A 14566-nucleotide genomic window follows, 5' to 3' on the forward strand; every position below is an offset into this window, starting at 1 on the left:
CGCTATTCGGGGTCGAGGTCACGAGCGTCGAGGTCGCCGGCGAGATACTGCTCTCCCGTCCGCGTGATATCGTAGACCCCGTTCCCGAGGTGGACGAGGAGGCCGTATTCAACCAGCGTCTTGCAGCGGGCATTGATGTGTTGGCGGGAGAAGCGAACCCGATCACTGTCCGCCATTTCCTTTGGGGTATCGGGGCCGGCTTCAGAGAGATGCTCTAGAATGCGGTCATCAGCGCGAGACATCCAGTCGGCGTCAAAGCGCATATTCTACTCTGCTTGCGCTGCGATCATCCTATACTCGAAAAGTCAACTCTAAGATCGATGCGCTTCTATAGTTGACTTCAAATCTTTTAACAGCCTGTAATCAGAAGTATTAGCCAATTAATGAGTTCCGCTCCAACTGGGCACGACCCCTCGATTGATCTCGTTGTCGAACTCGTCGAGACGCTCGAAGCGGCTGGTCTTGATCGTGACGAGTACCGACTCTACGATTACGTCGATGTTGAGGCGCTCGAGCAGTTGCTCACCGGTTCAAATTCCGATGTCGAAGTTCGTGTCACCATCGCCGGCGTTCGAATTGCGGTGACGTCAACTGGTGTCGATGTTCTCCAAGATGGCTCCGCCAGCACATTAGAGTAGAAGTCTATATGTCCCATCGTTAGGTCACTTCTGGCTGATCTCGAGTTCAGCAGTGACCTCAGGCAGGTCGATATCGTAGCTAACGAGGCGATCAGCTGCGAGTTGCCTGGCTCTGTTCCTAAGTTCTGAGTCAGGTTTCTCGTGGTGAACCGATCGTTCAATGAGTGCGAGGATCGTCAGTAGGTCATTGTGCTTCTGGCTAGTACTGGAAGGTAACATCTTGAAAGCCCCTGACGGGCTCGAGTCCCGCGCCTCGCTGCGCTCCTCAGGAATTTCGGTGCTTGCGTCGGCGGGGTTCCTCGAGCCCGCCAGCCCCTTTCAGTCCCACCCGTGTGGAAGGATTAGTCGGCTACAGTGTAGCCGGTAGTTAGCTCTCGTAACCGGCACGCCCCGCTCGCCGCTGCCGCCCTCCGCGTCGCGCACGGCTCACTTCGTTCGCCGTTTCGCGACCGACCATTCCGGGCTGCCTGCCTGCATAGCGGGCGGGCTGCCGGGCTAAAATGGATGTGCCCTCGACGCCAGCGGGTAAGCCCGTCGGTTGCGCCCCTCGCGAGCTTTCGCGTTCCAGCGCTTGGTGCCGCCTGCGCTTCCCGCGCCATATGACGGCGCGGGTGCTCGGCGACAGTCGCGCTGGACACGGACCCGCCGTCTGGGCCGGACACGAGCGGGCTTACTCCGCTGGCCGCTCGCTCCGGGCGGGTCGGCGCGCGGTGCTGGTTGGGGACACCTCAACTAGGCGCGCTCTCGCTCGCGCCCAGTAGGGCGCTCGCGAAGGCGCGAGCGAGAGCGCGCAGATGTGACTGTCGGTCGTAGTCGTCGGAAAACCGCGATGTTTGGGCATCGCGGTGGCGGCGCGTGAGCGCCTTCGGATCAGTGAGATCCAATGTCAAGTAACAACTCGAGTAGCAAGGTCGTTACGGTCGATGAACAGGCATTCGAACAAGCGGGCGAGCAGGCGGTCGATGAAGGCCGCTTCCCGGTCGTCGACGAGACGCCGGAGTTTGAGGCGACGGTCGAGCAGGAGACACAGGCAAAGGTCGATGCGAACCACCCAGAGGGGATTGCAGACACCAGTGGAGATCGGATCCATGGCGCAACCCTAGCCCAGGAGGAGCGCATTCGGGCTCGAGAAGAGGAACTCGAGCGAATCAGTGCCCAGGCCGAGCTCGGGCAGCAGGATGGTCGTGCGTGGCGCACCCGCCAGAAGGTGGAAGAGATGCGTCGCGACGAGCGGACAGGCACACAGGTCGATCCCCGTGCAAAACTCGACCAGGAAACGCTGGCGGAGGTTAATCAATACGCGCAGCGGTTGGCCGACGACGTCGACAGTAGCTACACACGAGCCGTCATCGCGAAGCGCATCGCCAGTCGGATCCTCGAGGGTGCCGAGCTGGTCGACGCTGTTCTGGACACGAAAGACGAGATGCTGAACGAAGCCGGAATGATCGTTCCGATCGGGAAACTTGAGGAGATCGACCGTGGCGAGGTCAGCGTCGAAGGGCGTATCATCGAACTGTGGGAGCCTGCCTGTCCCAGCCAGCAGCAGGTCGGGTTGATCGAAGACGATAGCGGGAGAACGAAGCTGACGAGTTGGGAGGCCTCTCGGGCACCGTGGATCAAAGATAGTGAGCGCGTGCGCATTCGCGGGGCAGCGAAAAACTGGTACGAGGGACGCGTCTCATTAGCAATCACCGGGTGGACTACGATCCACTTCCCAGAGCGCGGCCGCTGGTGGAACGCGTAGCCATTGTGTCTCCCCTTCATTTTTGCTGTGTGCCGGACCAACCCGAACCCCGCCACCCCACCCTCCGCTCCGTGCTCGCTCTCCACGGTCGCTGCGCGCGCAGCAACGACCTCTCCCAAGCTAGATTTGAGTAACTAGTAGATCACTTGTTAGCTGCTATGTGAACACATACAGTTTTTCTAGTATTTATTAGATTTATATCAGTAGGTATTAAGATAAAATAATGGATTGCTTAGCTCTGAATTGCGGACTAAGGGTGAAAGATGAATATGAACACAGATTTCTGGAGTTCGTGTGCATATCTTAGAGAGTAGTATTCAGAGAGTGTCTGCCCAGGGGGTGGAACGTGCCTTTACACATCTCCGCGGTGGCACTATCTGATAGAAGTTATCAGTTAGAGTCTGATGTGGAATCTTCTGAATAGAATCCCGCACTCTTCACGCTGTTAACAGAGAGTGGCCCATCTGGGCCTCGTGTCCGCATCTTTCTGAACGTGTGGGTTTCTCTTCCATTAATCCTCTCGAGGAATTCACTCACGAATTCTTGGCACGACTCTCTCGCCCAGCGAGCAGAATCTGCGCTAAGAAGTTTGTCAGGGAAGAGTAATGCATCTTCCCCAGCCAATGGGTTCTGTTGGTATTTCCCTTGGAGACCTGATTCAAGTCGATGTGTGTCCTGATCAGTCCCTATCCCCCGCCATTCCGGTTGATAATGCACAAAATAGTTTCTGAGTTCTCTAACAAGTTTAACATCCTGATAGGGGTTTTGACCAGGGTCAAACGTTTCTTCGTCCGCATATGTGAGAATTACCTGATATTTCTTTAATGTCGGTTTATACGAGAAATCACGCTGCTCAACCTGATTTAAATTCTTAACAAGTCTCATGAACCGTCCGTCATCAACTGGTCCATACCCCATCTCTTGGTCATAATGATATGGCCAGTGCTCAACCGCATCTAAAGCAGCATCGTGAAATTCGTTGATACGTGCCTCGAGGAATGCATTTGAGGCGATTATTGAGTATATGACAAATATTCGATGTCGTACTTCAATGGGCTCTCCCTCTACTATGGATTCAAATGGATCTTCAAACTCATCCTGTTCAAGGAGTTTAGCACAATCTTTGAAAAATTCTGCAGTTCCCAGATGACCATGCGAGAACCACTCTTTTATCTCTTGATTAGACTTTCCTGAGTCGGATCCATCTCGTTCTCCCATATCATTGTTCAGTGCGGAAATCCTCTAAAAGTGATGGGGCATTATGGAATAACTCAGTAACGCTGATCGCTAGGTAGGGAGAATGTGTGGAGGCGGGACGATTAGTTTGGGACCTTGGGCTTAGCCACATACCTTCCCTACTCAAACTGAATTCATTGCGACAAGTGTCTCAATATGCACACCGCCTTCACGATCTCGTGTATATATTCGGGAAACGGATTCCGACAACATGCAACCTCAAGAGGTTACTTCTAGGACTCTATCTCTAATAGTTCATTCCTGAGATTAACTAAGAATAAGTGTATGAACAACAGCGTGAGTGCACCAACAAATATCGGAATGATATAAAACAAGATGTTGATAAAAGCAACAACTGAACCGGATAATGTAAATCCTTCCCGAACTAGAATATCAATTAACCAAATCTCTATTTCAGTCCCGGTGAATGTATATATTGGCAGAAGTAATGATGAAAGTACGTGAAATTTATATGAGGTAGGGTATCCAGATGAGTCGACTATTTTATGATATTCATTAACTTCCAATACTGGTAACATCAATAGAAATATTGCTAACGTAATAAAGCCAAAAAATGTTACGTGGAACGTTTCACCAACCGTTCTCACAAGAAAGATGCCCCAAAAAATGAAAAACACATTGACAATATGAATCGTTGCAAATCTTCCAAGGGGTACAGCTGAAAATGGAAGTGGGAAAGAAATCCTCTTTTCCTTGGCAGCCCCTTGTAGATCAACATCATTTCTTGAAAACCCACAAAGCTCAACCATTACTGCCAAGAACAATGGTATAAGAATCGCCACTGTCTGATCGGTCATTATTGTCTAAATTGACGGTCACGGCTACATTAGTATAAATATATTCTTTAATCCACGTCTATTATTTGGAATCTCTATAGGAAGCGTACCAGCAATAAACCTCCTTCCTACTTAAGTCAGGATTTGATTTAACAACCCGGTTAACATAGAGATCATCATATGGCAATAGAACGTAGGAGATTTCACGAATGTGATAGCTGTAATATCATTATGACCACTGAAGATGATGTAGAGGAACCATCATTTGATTGCCCAGTTTGTGGAGGCAGCAATTTCACTAGTGTACAGAATATGTACTAACTAGATCATTTGAGTTCTACGGATAATTGACTCCGTGAAATATCGACCTACGTTTCGTGAGCTTCAACTGGAAATTTTTGCGCGGAGGAAGGGGTAAGGCGCTGTAATTTTTTGGCGCTGTCGCCTTGGCGACACGCATCTAGACAGAAAGAGCGAACCATTCAGCGTCCTCGAAGTGGATACCGAACTCTGCAACACAGTCGTATCAGCGTGCGAACTGCGCAGTGAGTGGTTCACAAAGTCTGGCGACGAGACAGTCGGTGACCGACTCGAGACGATCGCGACGATCTGGATGGCTGGCCGCCATCATGGCTACGTCACCACTCGCATTGCATGGCTTGAACTTGCCGCCGACGCCTGTGACTGGTATACTCGAGTGCTTTGCCCCTCGAGCGAAGACGAACGCGCACAGCGAGCGACTGATGCTTGCCGCCAGCTTCGTAGCATCATCCAAGAGTATCGGTTACGGAATCACGACGATAAGAACAGAGGTAACGGAATTGGACAGTGGTTCAGAGGAGCCTGACCGATCCATTCAACCCTTTTCTCGCTTTCAGGTAGCGACGATCTGGGAGGCAGTCAAACCATATCTTCAACCGTAACTGCGGGAGGTTCCCGTTAGCGCTCTGGTCGGTCGAGAATGCGGCTGAATTACTAATTTCTCTGCTGGCCCCACGTGAGGGTTTTTGTGCGCCAGGAGGTGTGAGGCGCGACTCCGTCCGCCTCGAGATCAGTGATGAGTACTGACCGACCGATTCAGAGCGAGACGCATCGAGAGCATTCGACTGACGACGACGTCACCAACGACCGATCCCAGAGCTATCCTGGCGATACCGCCCGTCTAAACGGACACGAACTCGTCGCAATCGACGAGTGGCTTCCTGGCAAAGCGCCATCACCCTACGACATCGATCTCACGGACAGCTATGAGTATCGGACCCGCTACTGGCGCTGCAGGAAGTGCGGCCAAGAACGCAGCCATCGCGACGAGTTCATGACCCATTGTGAGGAACCACGATCAGCAACTCCCCTCGAGGCCGGCGGCTACTCGATTGACGAGCCACGAACCCGACGGGCACTCACCGAAGCAATCGATGTCCACTTTGCTCAGCCGGGGCCGATCTACAAGGTCGTCAGCGAAAGCGAGAGCACGTACGAGGTCGATGTCGACGAGGAGACGTGTACCTGCCCCGATTTCGAACAGCGCCGGCCAGACGACGGCTGTAAGCATCTGCGACGTGTCGACCTCGAAATTCGGACTGGACTCGTTCCCAGTCCAGATGGAACCTTCCAACGATGAGACTCTCAAAAATTTTGACGCGGCACTCAGCTACGATACCACGCTACCATAACTAATCGCTTCATCGCAGGATACGGTTCCCCGGAGACCGCGGTTTGAATAATTGACTCGAGCCAAATTATTTGAGATTGCGGATCCAAGAGCGAGTACGAATGGGTGACTCAGATCAGCGATCGTGGACAGACAGCATGAACGGACGTGAACGCGTCCGCCATGTCGTAGAGTTACTTGACGAACCAGCACCAGTCCAAGAGATTGCCGACCGAGCAGATGTCTCTCGCACGACAGCGGATGATGAACTCCAGCGACTGCAGAGTGACGACTGGGTCAGAGAAACGACGATTGATGGGACGAAAGCGTACGACTTGAACCCTGTTCGAATGCTCTTCGACGAAGTGACTGACCTGATCGACGAGTATTCGCGCGACGAACTCGAGAGCCAGCTTACAGAGTTGAAGACGGAACAAGAGGAGTTGGCTGCAGAATACGACGTCAGTTCACTCACAGAGTTTCGAGAACAACTCGCTGGAGAAGATCTATCGGCTGCGGAGCTTCGTGAGCGTCGCAACGTCGTCGAAACCTGGGAGGCAATCAACACGGAACTCAGGCTCGTAAAGCACGCTCTCCAGTTATACGATGACGTTGTTGGCCTTTCCTCACCCGAAAGTGGCTCTCACTCGACATTCGCCTAATGGTCGTTTTTCTCGCTAACCGGGCTAACTTGCAGAGCAAGCGCCTGCATGATCGTATCCCATTCGTTCTAGTTTAGCCATTCGTTCTAGTTTAGCAGAGTGTAGCGCCGTCTGACTAGATATCGTTGTGACTACCAGTCAGAGAAATCCGGTGGATAGTGTGACCTACTCCCCACCGGATTCAGTGATTGTTGATCGGATTCAAAGAGCGTTTCCCTCCGATGAGTTGCGCGAGCGCGCTCGCGCAACGAATCTCGTAGAGCGTGAACGGAAATTCGACGCTGTTGCGCTGTTCTACACGCTTTCACTCGGCTTCGCTGCTGGATCAGACCGATCTATTCAGGCCTTTCTCGAACGATTCGTCGAGATGGCTGACTGTGACGAACTCTCCTATGCAACCTTCCACGGGTGGTTCTCTCCACCGTTCGTTGCACTCCTTCGAGAGATTCTCGATGACGCCATCGAGAATCTCGATACCAGAAGTGCCGACCTTAGCGGACGTCTCGAACGGTTTCGAGACGTCCTCATCGTCGATGGGAGCATTGTGTCTCTCTATCAAGATGCTGCAGATGTGTACGCTGCAACCGGTGACGATCAGGCTGGTCTGAAACTTCACCTAACAGAATCACTCTCAACTGGCCTTCCGGCACGGTACCAGACAACTGACGCTAAAACCCAAGAACGGAGCCAGCTACCCACCGGCGAGTGGGTAGCTGGCGCACTTATCCTGCTTGATCTCGGCTTCTACGACTTCTGGTTGTTCGACCGCATTGACCAGAATAACGGCTGGTTCGTCTCCCGTGTGAAGGACGACGCAAACTTCGAGATCGTCGAAGAGCTCCGGACGTGGCGGGGCAACAGTATCCCGCTCGAAGGAGAGTCGCTGCAGGACGTCCTTGACGACCTGCAGCGACAGGAAATCGATGTTCGCATTACCCTCTCGTTCGAGCGAAAGCGAGGGTCGTCCACCAGCCCGCCCCGAACGTTCCGGTTGGTTGGTGTTTGGAACGAGGACACTGAGGAGTACCACCTCTATCTGACGAATCTCTCGAAAGACGACTATAGCGCGCCCGATATCGCACAGCTCTATCGGGCGCGCTGGGAGATCGAATTGCTATTCAAGGAACTGAAATCGCGCTTCGGACTTGACGAGATCAACACGACCGATCCGTACATCATCGAGGCGCTGGTCATCATGGCCGCGATCTCACTGCTGATGAGCCGTGTTATCGTCGATGAACTCCAGAAACTAGACAGAAAACAACAGGAAAGCGCCGACGACGCCGCAGCGTCGTCGCCGCAACTCCCTCGTCGGCGATGTTCTCACGCTGTCGAACGCCACGCACACCTGATCCAGTTGTATGTGATGCTCGATTTAGGGTACGAACTCCCGGATTTAGATGAGTTGTTGTTATGGGCGTCACGTGATCCAAATCCGCATCGTCCGAGATTACGTGATCAGGTTAAGTCAGGCGAGTTCTGGTAACGAACTCGCCTGACGACCGGGGAACCCCCTGTCTCAATAGCGGCAGCTCTGGAACGGCGACGCACTCACAGCCGTGAGTGCGCCGCCTCAAAGGTATCACACGACGAATCCGTGACTGCCTGTTCCAGCGACCCACTCTCCTGAGCCAGTCCACTCCAATTTGGTATAGTCTCTGCTGAGATCCTGCTTCACCCCGTCGCTAAACTAGAACAGATGGATCGTATCCAGAATCGACTCACTGCTGAATTCGACAACGTTCGACGGCGGCGTGCCGAGCCACGCGAGGCAGGCCCATATCGCGTTGTCGGAGAGGTGGACCCATGTCAATTCCTCGACGATGAGACGTACCCTACAACGACGGCTCGAATCGAAATCGGATTTCAGATCCAGACAAGTGACCCATATGAGCACTACTGGTTCAATTGGATCGAGCCCGAACGAAGTCTGCTAGTTGGCTGGCACCAAGACGATATGCACACCGATCTCGGACAAGTTCATTTACAAGTAAATAGGGGATCCTTAGCGGTTGATCATCAGCCAGCCCGGTTCATCGACTCACATCCACTCGATGTTATCGAACAACGGTTAGGAGAACTCCCTAGTGCCGTCCACGCTGTCGAGTGGGATGATCATACCCCCATTGGATTCGATTCATCTGCTTCTGTTATTGAATAGACGGACCAGTTGCTGCCTGGATTTTGCCTTCAGGTAGGTTCCGCAAACAGTCACATCAGTCGTATCCTCGAGACGGTTTGTTGCCCCGAGGTGGGGTGACGGGGCGACCAGTTAGGTGCCTCGTCAGAGACATGATGGCTACGGATCAGACCGTCCGCAGTCGCTCTACTCGAGATGCATCGCAACAATCGCAATCGACACTGTCGTGTCCCGAGTGTAGTAGCAAACTCGTCACAGCGAATCGCGAGGCGTACTGTCGAGAGTGTGGCTTGATCGCCGACGAAAACCAGTTCGACCACGGCCCCGAATGGTTCGCCTCGGATAAAGACTCGAGCCGGCGTCGAACGGGTGCCCCACTGACCGCAGGGCGACACGATCGCGGAAGTCTTAACTCTGAACCAGGGGAGCAGTTGCTCGAGCAACTCGAGGACGTCATGGACGCGGATAGTGCAAGATGGTCAGCAGTCGGTAGCAAGTTTCCGATTCTGTACGACGAGTGGGAGAGACGCTATTGACGACCGCGAGGAATTATCTGGACTCGAGGATCCACATCAGTGGTTCGTCCCCGCACTTGCGCTACACGAATCCTCCCGATCGAATCAAACTACGCAACCAGAACCGAGCATTCCACGTAAGACCCGACTCAGTTGTCGCCACTGCGACGAAGAGACAATTCACGTCTTCGACAGCCGTGATACTGCTTCAAATGCCTCAGTCTCATCAGCATCCGTCTGGGAATGCAACCGATGTAGCACTCCTCGCCGTGGTCCAGCCCTCGAGTGAAAACATACAAATAGTATTTCAGTAATGTTGTGGGAGTCTTCCGGACCTTCGGGAGTTCTCGGATCCCGATTCGCCAACAATTGAGAAAGTAATGGTGACGCGATGCTTTCCGAGCTTCTGACATACCCTGTGGAAAATCCGTCTCACCTCCGTCTTTCAGGCCTTCAATACCTCTAGCTGCATCTCTTCCATCTCATATTCGCGAGTTGGTTTCGAGGCACGTCCTTCTCTCCGCTCGTGATCTTCTGCTCTTGCAGCGCGAAAGCCATTTTCCAGAACACTATCAAAATGTTCCATTGACTTGTACCGATGGAGAATCATTCGGTCAGAGGGCACCATCCATTGACCGGTGGGCTGAGCAACAGGCTGCTCTCGATACTCACGTTCGTCCATACGGTATTAGAAACTAAACAGGCAGAAATAACCCACCTCTGGATATTAAACTAGGAAAGATACAGCGTTGACTCTACAGGAGTTGGGCGAGGATCTGAACTACGAATCCGCTAACCAAGATGAAAAGTCCACCACGTCGGAATCGGCCCTCTATTCTTTCGATTCGTCGCCTAATAGCAGAGAGCAAGACTACCGCATCGACGGTGATCAGACGGTTATTATCGTCATCAAATGCGACAAATTTCCGTTCAGCCACTTCACTGGAGTCCCCATCTATCTCTTGCTTGGTTTTTGAAATAGGCATTAGAAGCGAGATGTCTTTCCACTCCTCATCTTCGCCTAGAGCCTTATCATCATAGAGATCGCTCATAGTCTCAATAACCTCAAAGAATCCCTCAGAATTAGCGGCTCCCGCAAAACCGCTAGAGTTTGGGTCTGATAAACCACTATACCCCGATTCTCTGTCGTTTGCCGTAAGCAACCCATGACGAAGCCGCCCTGTGTAGAAGTATTGGGAGACGAGATGGACATCAGGAATTGCGAGGACCAAAGCGCCCAGCACGTCAAGACCGAGTCCGACTAATATTAGATTCCGTTGAGGATACGTTGTGCGGACTGCAAATAGGCATACGGGCAGTCCTAGTAGAACCACAGCTCCGCCTACCCACCTCGTTTTCGGAGGTTTCCATGCAGTTTCCATACAAGCGGTAGTCAAGGATAGAAGATTAAATTAGTCACTCTCAGAGAAGATCAACCGAATTCATACCTACACAAGCCACGGGCTCTTATGCACGGAAGTTCTCGCCACAGTTCCGGCACGTCGCCCATCCTCCTTTCTTCACTTTCTGATTCTCTCCACACTCGCGACATTCTCGCCACACGGATCGGTTGCGGTGGCTCATGAGTCTGCAGCCTTGCTTAATTCGGACGTAATCGTATCGAGATCAGCCCGTACGTCATCGCGGATTTCGTCCAGCAGGGTTTTGATTTCGCCGGCCGTTTCCTCGATATCTGAACACTTCGTTTTCACACTGCTGAATCGGTCGATAGAGTCACGAACTTCCTCGACCTGTGCCTGAATCGTCTCTGTATCGACTGATTCCCCAGTGTCTACATGGGACTGGATCGTTCGCATTCGCGCCCAGTTCCAAGCGATGTTGAGAAAGCCGGGATCGATGTCATCATCTTCGTCGGCGGAGAGAGCGACACATAGAATTTCCTGATCGTATTCTTGGAAATAGCCGACCTTGTCTGGAACATACGACTCGCATTCCGTGACGAAAATCCCGTACTCAGCGTCCCGGTTCTCGATAGCTTCCGCCATCTCATCTTTGATGTCTTGAGCGTAGTAGTCCTTCTCGCTCTTCGCTTCGACGACGATGTCTTGGCCCGTCTCTCCGAGTGTCAGCACGTAGTCTCCGACGTCTCTCCCTGGAATTTCGCCTTCCTTGTCACCAGTATGCTCGACTTCGTGGGTAGTGTTGTAGACCAGCGTATCAAGCAGATTACCGAGCGTCTCCTCGAAACTCTCGCCTTTCTTCCAGCTTTGCTGACGCTCCTCCTCACGACCTGCCTCCCGCTCCAGTGCTTGGCGAATGTCGCGGATCTCCTGTTTCAGTCGATACGTGGGGGTTCCCTCCACGTCCGGATCTAATGCGTCCTGAATTTTGCTGCCGTCCTCACCCAAGACGGATTCTAACCGCTCGGTGAGTTCACCGTCTTCGCCGAATGCGTCCTCAATATGATCTCGGAGTGTTCCATCCTCTCCGAGGTGCTCAGTGAGAGATTCGTCGAGCTCACCGTCCTCGCCGAACGTCTCCTCGAGTTCGTCGCGAACCTGCTCGATTTCTTCCTCGAAGTTCGACTGTAGTGACTCGAACTCTCGCTTGACGTGCTCAACGTCTTTCGTTGTTTCGCTCAGTTGGAGCGTCATCATCCCCACTCGGAGTGTGCGCTCGACGACGTCGACCTGTTCTGAATCGTCGTACTCTGCAAGATAGTTGGCGAGGTCTTCGTCGTGGACGGTAAACTGGACTGAGACCTCATTCGTATCCGGGTTTACCTGGACATCGCGTGCAGTTGCCATATTGCTACTGTATACTCCAGTTATGTTAGAATTGGTGTCGGAATGACGGAATCCATCTGTAGACACCAATACACGGCCCGGAGATAGCACAAAAGTCGTAAGGGTAACGGATGTCAATCAGACATCATCCGTAAACTAACATAAGTTGGCGAGCTCTTCGTCCTCTAATGAAAGAAACTCTGTAACGTAGTTTTCCAGCGTTGGGTTATCAGCTGCGAAGAATTCCACGGTTTGGAAGATCTCTCTACTAAATCGCTCATAGAGCCCCAATATATCGGGGTCAAGAAGCTCGGGGTTAGATGACACCAGCTCCCTTTGGGTCGAAGTCTGGATACGGTACGCGAACGAGAGATGAGCATTCAAGCCTAACAAAAACACTGACAAACTAGACTGTCGACTCTGGTTGGGTTGAGCAATATTCTCAGCATTCACTTTTGAGAAATCGAAGTCTAATAGATGATTCTTGTCTAACATCAATCCGTCTGGCTGTATTTTGTGTTCGCTGTTTACCAGACCAATGATACGGATAAGACAAGGGATACACTCACCACAGTTGTAAGGGTGTCCGGAAGCGTCCTTTCCCTGTGACAATTCACGCGGATGCGGACATGTTCGAGTGAAGAAAATATCCGCCTTGTTTGGGATACGGTCGACAACCTCTTTCTTCGTGTAATCAAGGAACGGATTGCTGATTTCCAGCTTACGGTCCGGGAATAGATCGTCAAAAATGCGGTTCAAGCTCTTTACGAATAGCGGATGAACTGTGCGAGTCGTCGTCCAGCCAGATTCTAGCGATGAGAACCGCGATAGGACGCCATTCTCGGGAACAAAGATATCATCAACATCGAGGGCCACCGCGACAGCGGCGGCGAAAGCGAAGTACATGAACGAACGAGTGAACTGCGTATCCTCATATGCATAGAATTCTTCGTCGACACCTATTGAGGTCAGATCACCATCAAAGAGATGGTCAAAATTCCGCACTAGATGACCGACGTTTCGACCATGATCTACACTGACAAAGTGTGGATTGTACCCGTCCTCAGCGAGGTGAAATCGGCCACCCAAACTATCTAACCCGCCAGAAAAAAGGGCGATAGAATCAGCCTCAGGCAGCTGATCACGATATCCATCAGCACCATCGTCAATAGACTGGTTTTCGTCGATCGCATCAATGAACCGATACTGGAAATTATCACGCGAGATGAAGCTAATAGCGTGGTTCAATTCAGGCTCTATTGGTCGCCATTTCTCCACGTCAGCAACAGGGTGCAAAATCTGTATCTGCCGTGATTTCAGCATTTCCTCCCCATCATCCTTCGCGCCACTAGGACCCCGCTTCACCAAACGATCTGCAGCGTATGTACCGAGTGCGAGCTCAACTAATGCCGTGACTGTTGGAGGGGGACTCTGTCCGAACAGGTCATTTAGAACCCCCCTCTTGTACTTTATCAGACGACTATCCTCCGTTTCAGTCTCGGTACGATAATCGTCAACGACGATTGTGTAGTCCGAGTCAGCTTCGCTAAGATTTGAGCCAGTCCCGGACTTGATCAAGAATCGCTTAGTTCCCTTCAAAGTCCTCGTCCTCCCATGCTTCAATCATCTCGTGCATAGTATCTCGGATCATTTCCTCTACATCCTCATGCTCTAGTAGCTCTACGTTGGCATCTTCGAAAATTGGAGCGAGTTCGGGCTGGTCTTGGATCTTTTCGACGAGTTCATCTGCCCGACTGGCACACTGGTCTCGCAGCTGCTCTTCAAATTCTTCTAGCTCTTGATCTGTATTGACGTTCTGGCTGAAGTGAAGCTGAAGGGCAGAGTCTGACTCAGGATCATTTGTAGCTGCCTCGATCTCCTCGTTGAGCAACTGAAATAGATACTCCCGAAAGTATACCCGGAAGAATCCCTCAATGCCATGTGTCTCTACGAACTCGTCAATATTATTTTGAATTTTGGTGTCGTTCAAGAGCATCAGCTCCTTCGGTCATGATGTCACCCATCGCACTCTCCATTGCTCGTTCTGCAGACTCTGAAAAGGCTCGATCCGTACCTTGAGACCCCTCTGCGAGGCCCCGAGTAGCGGCCTCTTTCGAAGCCTGCTCAACGACGGCTTCAGAGGCACCAGCTGCAACGACCTCTTTTGTCACAGAGGCACCGACATCTTTGGTAGCGGACTCAACTCCGTTCTGGTGGCTTTTTATGATGAATTCCGAACCATATCGGACCGCTAGGTATGCTGGAACTTTGGCTGCACCGTTCGGTTGAGCAGCCAGAATCATCTTGAAATAAATTTCACTCGCCCTAGCAGCATCTTTATCACCTGCAGCATCAGCTAATTCGTGTTTCGCATCCTCATAACCAGCGTTGGATGCCCCAGATCGTCCCCGGGTTGCCGTTCCCATACCACATTAT

15 protein-coding genes are annotated in these 14566 nt (G+C 52.0%); 6 read left to right on the top strand and 9 right to left on the bottom strand.

Annotated elements, in window-relative coordinates; genetic code table 11:
- Positions 1–2: 2 nt before the first annotated feature.
- Entirely contained in the window at positions 3–263 is a 261-nt protein-coding gene (locus CHINAEXTREME_RS21035; protein ID WP_007143097.1) for a MarR family transcriptional regulator, read from the bottom strand.
- Positions 264–383: 120 nt separating this feature from the next.
- Here CHINAEXTREME_RS21035 and CHINAEXTREME_RS21040 point away from each other — a divergent pair, with 120 nt between their 5' ends.
- Together CHINAEXTREME_RS21040 and CHINAEXTREME_RS21055 are read left to right on the top strand one after the other, a co-directional pair.
- Entirely contained in the window at positions 384–638 is a 255-nt protein-coding gene (locus CHINAEXTREME_RS21040) for a HalOD1 output domain-containing protein (protein ID WP_007143098.1), read from the top strand.
- 883 nt (positions 639–1521) lie between these two features.
- Positions 1522–2382: an SOSS complex subunit B family protein gene (locus CHINAEXTREME_RS21055; protein WP_007143100.1), complete on the top strand. Its 861-nt coding sequence runs from the start codon at positions 1522–1524 to the stop codon at positions 2380–2382.
- 390 nt (positions 2383–2772) lie between these two features.
- Here the strand turns inward: CHINAEXTREME_RS21055 and CHINAEXTREME_RS21650 are convergent, their stop codons facing one another.
- Together CHINAEXTREME_RS21650 and CHINAEXTREME_RS21655 are read right to left on the bottom strand one after the other, a co-directional pair.
- A complete protein-coding gene (locus tag CHINAEXTREME_RS21650) occupies positions 2773–3600 on the bottom strand; it encodes a hypothetical protein (protein WP_152423903.1) in 828 nt (275 codons plus the stop codon).
- 251 nt (positions 3601–3851) lie between these two features.
- Complete coding sequence (locus CHINAEXTREME_RS21655; RefSeq protein ID WP_152423904.1) at positions 3852–4436, bottom strand: hypothetical protein; 585 nt, start codon at positions 4434–4436, stop codon at positions 3852–3854.
- A gap of 1036 nt (positions 4437–5472) precedes the next feature.
- On the opposite strand from CHINAEXTREME_RS21655, the gene CHINAEXTREME_RS21065 reads away from it, so the two are divergent.
- The 4 genes from CHINAEXTREME_RS21065 (at position 5473) to CHINAEXTREME_RS21085 (ending at position 9404) form a co-directional block, all read left to right on the top strand.
- On the top strand, positions 5473–6036 hold the full coding sequence (locus CHINAEXTREME_RS21065) for a hypothetical protein (protein WP_007143101.1): 564 nt from the start codon (positions 5473–5475) through the stop codon (positions 6034–6036).
- A 188-nt stretch (positions 6037–6224) separates the two neighbouring features.
- Positions 6225–6728, top strand: coding sequence for a winged helix-turn-helix domain-containing protein (locus CHINAEXTREME_RS22045; protein WP_238593405.1), 504 nt, complete (start codon positions 6225–6227; stop codon positions 6726–6728).
- A gap of 151 nt (positions 6729–6879) precedes the next feature.
- Complete coding sequence (locus CHINAEXTREME_RS21075; protein WP_076738684.1) at positions 6880–8214, top strand: IS4 family transposase; 1335 nt, start codon at positions 6880–6882, stop codon at positions 8212–8214.
- Positions 8215–9023: 809 nt separating this feature from the next.
- Positions 9024–9404, top strand: a complete 381-nt coding sequence (locus CHINAEXTREME_RS21085) for a TFIIB-type zinc ribbon-containing protein (RefSeq protein WP_238593406.1) — start codon at positions 9024–9026, stop codon at positions 9402–9404.
- A 424-nt stretch (positions 9405–9828) separates the two neighbouring features.
- Here CHINAEXTREME_RS21085 and CHINAEXTREME_RS21660 read toward each other — a convergent pair whose 3' ends face one another.
- The 6 genes from CHINAEXTREME_RS21660 to CHINAEXTREME_RS21665 form a co-directional block, all read right to left on the bottom strand.
- Positions 9829–10065, bottom strand: coding sequence for a hypothetical protein (locus CHINAEXTREME_RS21660; protein ID WP_152423905.1), 237 nt, complete (start codon positions 10063–10065; stop codon positions 9829–9831).
- A gap of 73 nt (positions 10066–10138) precedes the next feature.
- Positions 10139–10765, bottom strand: a complete 627-nt coding sequence (locus tag CHINAEXTREME_RS22050) for a hypothetical protein (protein ID WP_193791291.1) — start codon at positions 10763–10765, stop codon at positions 10139–10141.
- Between the two features lie 198 nt (positions 10766–10963).
- Positions 10964–12151, bottom strand: coding sequence for a restriction endonuclease (locus tag CHINAEXTREME_RS21095; protein WP_007143104.1), 1188 nt, complete (start codon positions 12149–12151; stop codon positions 10964–10966).
- Between the two features lie 135 nt (positions 12152–12286).
- Positions 12287–13729, bottom strand: a complete 1443-nt coding sequence (locus tag CHINAEXTREME_RS22375) for an adenine nucleotide alpha hydrolase family protein (protein ID WP_238593407.1) — start codon at positions 13727–13729, stop codon at positions 12287–12289.
- Complete coding sequence (locus CHINAEXTREME_RS21105) at positions 13716–14126, bottom strand: hypothetical protein (protein WP_007143106.1); 411 nt, start codon at positions 14124–14126, stop codon at positions 13716–13718. Before CHINAEXTREME_RS21105 ends, CHINAEXTREME_RS22375 begins: the two co-directional genes overlap by 14 nt.
- Positions 14095–14556, bottom strand: a complete 462-nt coding sequence (locus CHINAEXTREME_RS21665; protein ID WP_152423906.1) for a hypothetical protein — start codon at positions 14554–14556, stop codon at positions 14095–14097. Before CHINAEXTREME_RS21665 ends, CHINAEXTREME_RS21105 begins: the two co-directional genes overlap by 32 nt.
- Between the last annotated feature and the right edge of the window lie 10 nt (positions 14557–14566).

Source organism: Halobiforma lacisalsi AJ5 (assembly GCF_000226975.2).
Lineage (GTDB): Archaea > Halobacteriota > Halobacteria > Halobacteriales > Natrialbaceae > Natronobacterium > Natronobacterium lacisalsi.

Coding starts and splice junctions, on each gene's coding strand:
- CHINAEXTREME_RS21035 (WP_007143097.1), bottom strand. CDS start 263: ATGCGCTTTGACGCCGACTGGATGTCTCGCGCTGATGACCGCATTCTA.
- CHINAEXTREME_RS21040 (WP_007143098.1), top strand. CDS start 384: ATGAGTTCCGCTCCAACTGGGCACGACCCCTCGATTGATCTCGTTGTC.
- CHINAEXTREME_RS21055 (WP_007143100.1), top strand. CDS start 1,522: ATGTCAAGTAACAACTCGAGTAGCAAGGTCGTTACGGTCGATGAACAG.
- CHINAEXTREME_RS21650 (WP_152423903.1), bottom strand. CDS start 3,600: ATGGGAGAACGAGATGGATCCGACTCAGGAAAGTCTAATCAAGAGATA.
- CHINAEXTREME_RS21655 (WP_152423904.1), bottom strand. CDS start 4,436: ATGACCGATCAGACAGTGGCGATTCTTATACCATTGTTCTTGGCAGTA.
- CHINAEXTREME_RS21065 (WP_007143101.1), top strand. CDS start 5,473: ATGAGTACTGACCGACCGATTCAGAGCGAGACGCATCGAGAGCATTCG.
- CHINAEXTREME_RS22045 (WP_238593405.1), top strand. CDS start 6,225: ATGAACGGACGTGAACGCGTCCGCCATGTCGTAGAGTTACTTGACGAA.
- CHINAEXTREME_RS21085 (WP_238593406.1), top strand. CDS start 9,024: ATGGCTACGGATCAGACCGTCCGCAGTCGCTCTACTCGAGATGCATCG.
- CHINAEXTREME_RS21660 (WP_152423905.1), bottom strand. CDS start 10,065: ATGGACGAACGTGAGTATCGAGAGCAGCCTGTTGCTCAGCCCACCGGT.
- CHINAEXTREME_RS22050 (WP_193791291.1), bottom strand. CDS start 10,765: ATGGAAACTGCATGGAAACCTCCGAAAACGAGGTGGGTAGGCGGAGCT.
- CHINAEXTREME_RS21095 (WP_007143104.1), bottom strand. CDS start 12,151: ATGGCAACTGCACGCGATGTCCAGGTAAACCCGGATACGAATGAGGTC.
- CHINAEXTREME_RS21105 (WP_007143106.1), bottom strand. CDS start 14,126: ATGCTCTTGAACGACACCAAAATTCAAAATAATATTGACGAGTTCGTA.
- CHINAEXTREME_RS21665 (WP_152423906.1), bottom strand. CDS start 14,556: ATGGGAACGGCAACCCGGGGACGATCTGGGGCATCCAACGCTGGTTAT.